We start from the raw sequence: 5,043 nt of genomic DNA, 5'->3' as shown, positions 1-5,043 counted from the left end.
CCGCCGCGGCACCGCTCGGCGGCTGGTCCCGCGCCCTGGACGTGCGCGACGAGGCCGCCTGCGCCGAGACCGCCGCCGAGGCGGCCGGCCGAGGCGGACTCGGTCTCTGGGTGAACAACGCCGGCATCCTCGTCACCGGCCCGTCGTGGGAGCAGGACGCCGCCACGCGGTCCCGGGTGGTCGAGGTCAACGCCCTCGGCGCGATGAACGGCACCCTGGCGGCGCTGGCCCTGATGCGGGCGCAGGGCCACGGGCACGTGCTCAACGTCGTCTCGCTGGCCGGTCTGGTGGCCGCACCCGGCGAGACCGTGTACGCGGCCAGCAAGCACGCCCTCGTCGCGTTCAGCATCGGCACGCTGGCCGACCTGCGGTTGGCCGGGCACCGGGGCGTACACGTGTCGTGCCTGTGCCCGGACGGGATCTGGACGCCGATGCTGCACGACCGGCTCGACGACCCCGGAGCCGCCGCGTCCTTCACCGGTACGCTGCTCGACCCGGAGCGGGTGGCCCGCCGGGCCGCCCGCCTCGCCCGCCGGCCCCGACCGGTGGTCAGCGTGCCACGCTGGCGCGGCGCCCAGGTCCGCCTGTTCGACGCGCTGCCCGGGGTGGCGCTGCGGCTCGCCCCGCTCATCCTCGCCGCCGGTCGCGCCGGGCAGCGCCGCCAGCGCCGGCGGACCGGTGCCGACCAGCGCTGAGCCTGCTTGCTAGGTTTCCGGCGTGACTCATCTCGACCGGTGCGACGAGGCCAGCCGGCGGTGGGTGACCGAGGCGATCGCCACCGTCGAGGCGGACGCGAACCGGTCCGCCGACACCCACCTGCTGCCCTTCCCGCTGCCCCGGGAGTGGGGCATCGACCTCTACCTCAAGGACGAGTCGGTGCACCTCACCGGGTCGCTCAAGCACCGCCTGGCCCGATCGCTCTTCCTGTACGGGCTCTGCAACGGCTGGATCGGGCCGGCGACCACGATCGTGGAGGCGTCCTCCGGGTCCACCGCCGTCTCCGAGGCGTACTTCGCCCGGATGCTGGGGCTGCCCTTCATCGCGGTGATGCCGGCGTCGACCTCGCCCGAGAAGATCGCCCAGATCGAGTTCCAGGGCGGCCGCTGTCACCTGGTGGACGACCCGGCGAAGGTGATCGTCGAGGCGCGCTGGCTGGCCGAGGACACCGGCGGGCACTACATGGACCAGTTCACGTACGCCGAGCGGGCCACCGACTGGCGGGGCAACAACAACATCGCCGAGTCGATCTACGCGCAGCTGGCCCTGGAGCGGCACCCCGTACCGGCCTGGGTCGTGGTCGGTGCCGGCACCGGCGGCACCAGCGCCACCATCGGCCGGTACGCCCGCTACCGGCGGCTGGCCACCAAACTCTGCGTGGTCGACCCGGAGAACTCGGCGTTCTACCCCGCCTGGCTGGCCGCCGACTGGTCGGTCCGCACCGGCCGCGGCTCCCGGATCGAGGGGATCGGCCGGCCCAGCGTCGAGCCCTCGTTCCTGCCGTCGGTCGTGGACCGCATGGTGCAGGTCCCCGACGCCGCCTCGCTGGCCGCCATGCGGGCCGGCTCGGCGGTCCTCGGCCGACGCGTCGGCGGTTCGACCGGCACCAACCTGTGGGGCGCGTTCGGCCTGATCGCCGCGATGCTCGCCGAGGGCCGGAGCGGTTCGGTGGTCACTCTGATCTGCGACGCCGGCGACCGGTACGCCGACACCTACTACTCCGACGACTGGGTGGCCGCCCAGGGATTCGACCTGGAACCGCACCTGGCCACCATCGAGCGTTTCCTGACCAGCGGCGCCTGGCCGGCCTGAGGGCCCGTCCCGGTCAGGCGCGCTCGGCCAGACCCGGGTAGTGCCGGACGTAGCCGTCGGCGTCCACGTCGATGTCCGCGGCGAAGGTGTCGCTGGCGAACCGGATCCGCCCCGGGCCCTTTCCCGAGTAGACCTGCTCCGCCGCGACGACCACCAGGCTCGGCACCAGCACCCAGGCGACCATGATCCGGTGCGCCGTGTCGGCCGGTTCGTCGGCCAGCCGGAGCCGCCGTACCGGCAGGGTGTTGAACAGCGGTGACCCGCCCAGGTCCGCGTCGCGCGCATCGGCCAGCCGGTCCGGGTCGTCGGTGCCGGGCAGGCCGACCGGCGGGTGCCCCGCGGCGGCCAGCGCCGCGTCCAGGTCACCCTGCTCGGCGGTGGTCACCCGCCACCGGTCGGCGGCCCGTTCCAGGCGTACGCTCCGCAGCCACCCCGCGCCCTCCACCTCGACCCCCAGCCGGGTGGTCGCCCAGTCGGGGTCGGTGGTGAGCTGGTAGCGGCAGGTGTAGGGCACCGGGTCGACGGCCACCTGGGTGCCACGCGCCGTCAGACCCTGCCTGTCGTCGACGAGCACGTGCTCGGCGCCGGCGGTGTCCGTGCGCGTCCACAGGAACGACTTCGGCATGGTCGGCATGTACCGGACGTTACGCGACCAGCCCGCGACCGGCACGGCATGCGACGACGCCGCCGCGGGGCAGGGGCTCCGCGGCGGCGTCGTCGGTGATGCTCGTGATCAGTGGGTACGCGCCGGCGGCCGGCCGCCGTAGCCCCGCCGCTCGTCGCGCGGCCGGTCGTCCCGACCCCGCCCGTCGGACCGGAAGCTTCCCTGGTCCCCGTAGCCACGGCCCTCGGCCGGCCGGTCGCCGTAGCGGCGCTCGCCCTGCGGCCGGTCACCGTAGGCGCGCGGGCCCCGGTCACCGTAGGCCCGCGTGCCCCGGTCGGCGTAGGTCCGGCCGTCCGTCAGGCGGTCCCCCTGGGGCCGGTCGCCGTAGCCCCGGCTGTCGGTGGGCCGGTCGCCGTAGCGGCGCTCGCCCTGCGGCCGGTCACCGTAGCCGCGCTCACCCTGGGGACGGTCACCGTAGCGCCGCTCGCCCTGGGGACGATCGCCGTAGCCGCGTTCGCCCTGCGGACGATCGCCGTAGCCGCGTTCGCCCTGCGGGCGGTCACCGTAGCGCCGCTCGCCCTGGGGACGATCGCCGTAGCCGCGGCCGTCGGTGGGCCGGTCGCCGTAGCGGCGCTCCGAGCGGTCACCGTAGGCGCGGGGGCGGTCCCCGTAGCCCCGGGCCTCACCGGACCGGTCGCCGAAGCGGCGGTCTCCCCGGTCGCTGAAGCGGCGCGGGCCGCCCGACCGGTCGCCGTGCCGGCGCGACTCGGGCTCCTCGCGCACCGGGACACCGCTGGGCTCACGGGCGCCGATCAGCTCGGCCAGAGCCGGGTCGCCGGCCCGCACCCGGGTCTCCGCCGGCTCCACGCCCGCCTTCTCCAGCATCGCGAGGGTGGTCCGGCGCTGCTTCGGCAGCACCAGGGTGGCCACCGCGCCGGACTCGCCGGCCCGCGCGGTGCGTCCCGCCCGGTGCAGGTAGTCCTTCGGGTCCTTCGGCGGGTCGACGTGCAGCACCAGCGAGACGCCGTCCACGTGGATGCCCCGGGCCGCCACGTCCGTGGCGACCAGGACGTTCATCCGGCCCTCCTTGAACTCGGCCAGGGTCTTCGTCCGCATCCGCTGGGTCTTGCCACCGTGCAGGCCACCGGCGCGTACGCCGACCGCCGCGAGCTGCTCGACCAGCCGGTCGACACCGAGCTGGGTGCGGGCGAACACCATGGTCCGACCGTCCCGGGCGGCGATCGACGCCGCCACCGGGAACTTGTCGTGCGGCGGGATCAGCAGCATGTGGTGGTCCATGGTGGACACCGATGCGGTCGACGGGGCGGTCGAGTGGGTGACCGGATCGGTCATGAACCGCTTGACCAGCGCGTCCACGTCACCGTCCAGAGTGGCCGAGAACAGCAGTCGCTGGGTCCCGGCCGGCGTCTTCGCCAGCAGGTCGGTGACCTCCGGAAGGAAGCCCATGTCGGCCATCTGGTCGGCCTCGTCGAGCACGGTGATCTCGACGTCGTCGAGGTGGCACACGCCCCGGTTGATCAGGTCGCCCAGCCGGCCCGGGGTGGCCACGACGATCTCCACGCCGCGCCGGAGCGCGTCGATCTGCCGGTCGTACGGCACACCGCCGACGGCGGTCTTGAGGAAGACCCCCACCGCCTTGCCGAGCGGAACCAGCGCGTCGTTCACCTGCATGGCCAGTTCACGGGTGGGCACCAGGACCAGCGCGCGGGGGTGCAGCGGACGGGCCCGGTTGCGCTCGGCCATGCGTGCGAGCAGCGGCAGGCCGAAGGCGAGGGTCTTGCCGGAGCCGGTCTGGCCGCGGCCGAGGACGTCCCGGCCGGCGAGCGCGTCCGGCATGGTGGCGCGCTGGATCTCGAAGGGGGTGGTGATGCCCTGGCGGGCGAGCACGCGGACCAGCGGCTCGGGCAGGCCCAGCGCGGCGAAGTCGACGGTCTCGGTCTCCTCGGCGGTGGCCGGCCCCCCGGCGACGGTCTCGTCGGTCAGTGGGGCGGTGGAGTCGAGGGCGGACGGAGTCGTGCCGGGATCAGCAAAGATGGTCAAGAAATGCCTTTCGAGCGGGGCGCATCTTCGCGATGGCCTGCCGCAGCTGAGTGCCGCCGAATCGCCCGCAAGACCGCCCAGGGGCGCGCACGGCGCGCGCCAGGTCAGTGATCTACACCAGTGTACGGCGGTTCGGGAAACCCGCCACCGTGCCGCGGACGGGTAGTGGGCGGGCTCACCCGGTCGTGGGCTCCGCTCAGTTGTTCAGGACGCTGCCGACCAGCCCGTCCATCGCGTCGCCCGCCAGCAGGACGACGAGCACGCTGATCCCCACGAGCAACCCCAGCGCGGCGACCAGCACGATCACGACCCGGGCTGTCCGGGACCGCTCCTCGGCCGGGCTCGCGGCCCAGCCCTGGGCCAGGATGTGCCCGGTCAGCGAGCCGGAGTTCTCCAGTGCCGGGTTACCGGGCAGAGCGACGGTCGCGAATCCGGGCCCCTCCGTGCCGCCGTAGAGGGTGCCCAGGTCGGGGCCACCGTCGTACCGGGCGGGCCCACCGCCGGCGGACCCCTCCCGCACGGGGGGCCTGCTCGCGGGCACGCCGGGCGTGGCGGCACTGCCGACCGGC

Annotated in this window: 4 protein-coding genes and 1 pseudogene; 2 read left to right on the top strand and 3 right to left on the bottom strand. The window is 74.6% G+C overall.

Translation table 11 applies throughout. The annotated features are described in order from the left end of the window. Both AB0I76_RS22210 and AB0I76_RS22205 read left to right on the top strand, forming a co-directional pair. Positions 1-695, top strand: a 695-nt coding sequence (locus AB0I76_RS22210) for an SDR family oxidoreductase (RefSeq protein ID WP_357038574.1), incomplete at its 5' end; no start/stop codon positions are given. A 22-nt stretch (positions 696-717) separates the two neighbouring features. Continuing rightward, entirely contained in the window at positions 718-1,809 is a 1,092-nt protein-coding gene (locus AB0I76_RS22205) for a PLP-dependent cysteine synthase family protein (protein ID WP_357038571.1), read from the top strand. 13 nt (positions 1,810-1,822) lie between these two features. Here AB0I76_RS22205 and AB0I76_RS22200 read toward each other — a convergent pair whose 3' ends face one another. The 3 genes and pseudogenes from AB0I76_RS22200 to AB0I76_RS22190 form a co-directional block, all read right to left on the bottom strand. Beyond that, positions 1,823-2,443, bottom strand: a complete 621-nt coding sequence (locus tag AB0I76_RS22200) for a putative glycolipid-binding domain-containing protein (protein WP_357038568.1) — start codon at positions 2,441-2,443, stop codon at positions 1,823-1,825. Between the two features lie 99 nt (positions 2,444-2,542). Beyond that, on the bottom strand, positions 2,543-4,417 hold the full coding sequence (locus tag AB0I76_RS22195) for a DEAD/DEAH box helicase (RefSeq protein ID WP_357038577.1): 1,875 nt from the start codon (positions 4,415-4,417) through the stop codon (positions 2,543-2,545). A gap of 253 nt (positions 4,418-4,670) precedes the next feature. Then, positions 4,671-5,043: pseudogene (locus tag AB0I76_RS22190) on the bottom strand (hypothetical protein); the annotation flags it as partial.

Origin of the sequence: Micromonospora sp. NPDC049799, assembly GCF_040656655.1 — a bacterium.
In the GTDB taxonomy this organism is placed as follows: domain Bacteria; phylum Actinomycetota; class Actinomycetes; order Mycobacteriales; family Micromonosporaceae; genus Micromonospora.
The sequence above is the reverse complement of the archived record's forward strand: the minus strand, read 5'-3'. Positions and strand labels throughout refer to the sequence as shown.

Excerpts from the sequence above, each read along its gene's own strand:
- AB0I76_RS22200 (WP_357038568.1), bottom strand. The coding sequence starts at position 2,443 with ATGCCGACCATGCCGAAGTCGTTCCTGTGGACGCGCACGGACACCGCC.